This window comes from Nitrosomonas sp. Nm166, from assembly GCF_900112825.1.
In the GTDB taxonomy this organism is placed as follows: Bacteria; Pseudomonadota; Gammaproteobacteria; order Burkholderiales; family Nitrosomonadaceae; genus Nitrosomonas.
Map to the genome: position 1 here is coordinate 1 of NZ_FONE01000125.1, position 1034 is coordinate 1034.

At 41.6% G+C, this 1034-nt stretch carries 2 pseudogenes; one reads left to right on the forward strand and one right to left on the reverse strand.

Going from position 1 to position 1034, the window contains the following annotated elements:
- Positions 1-401 precede the first annotated feature (401 nt).
- A pseudogene (locus BM021_RS16710) lies at positions 402-605 on the reverse strand (transposase); the annotation flags it as partial.
- 205 nt (positions 606-810) lie between these two features.
- On the opposite strand from BM021_RS16710, the pseudogene BM021_RS15380 reads away from it, so the two are divergent.
- Positions 811-1034 (forward strand): annotated as a pseudogene (locus tag BM021_RS15380) (hypothetical protein); the annotation flags it as partial.

Consider the following 1034-nt stretch of genomic DNA (forward strand, 5'->3'; position numbering starts at 1 on the left):
ACCGCCTTGATCAGACGCTTCCTGAGATCATTCGATAAGGGTTTTGGCATATGTCACCTCCTCATAGCAAGATCATCAACTATATCTCATCCTTTGAGAATCCTTATCGACTCTATTTAAGTGCAGAATGCTCTAAACGCATCAACCAAACTGGTACTCACCCGTAGATTCTTTTTGATCAGCAGTCTCCGAGTCAATAAGTCATTTTAGCCAAAATAGCCACATAAAGGTTCCTGGATGAGGGTTCTATCATCAGATTTATGATGGAAATAAATCTAAACGGTTATACTGCGGGCTTCTCAACCAACAGGAGTATTTTAAGCGATGAACAAGACCGAACTGATTGAACAGATAGCCACCCGCACTGGATACTATACTCATCGCACATGAAATTTCGGCACTCAGGCGCTACCAATGATTTGGAAATTATCAGTTAATAGTGTGCGTAATTCTGCCTTGTAATGATCCGATGTTGTGAAAAAAGCTTCGCAAGTGCTTTTGAAAAGTGAAAAAGTTTCATAGTAGCGACCATACAGAATTTTTTTCTTGAAAAACTTCCAGTAACGTTCAATCAAGTTCAGATTGGGTGCGTATGGCGGCAAAAATACGAGTTTATTTTTGAGTCGGTGAGATAGTCACTGATCAGTTGGGATCGATAATAACGCACATTGTCACAAATAATGTAAATAACGTGAGTTCGACATAAGAAAAGCTGTAAAAGGAATCCGGATTCCTTATGATGAAACGATTATGAGAAAGAGCTTCATCACTGGAGGAGTCAGATTCCGATGGATACTATAGCGATTTTTTGTGCAATTGACGACTTTTGTAAAGGATTTGAGTCATGTGGGGAGCAGCACTTGCTGGGAATCCTCGCTGAAGCTGCGTCGGCGGCGAGGGGAGCTGTGTTTTGGTGAAATCATGACGATCGTGGTGGGATTTCATCTGTCGGGCTACCGGACGTTTAAGTACTATTACCTGAATCAGGTATTGAGGCATGAGCGACCTTATTTTCCAGGGTTGGTGAGTTACAA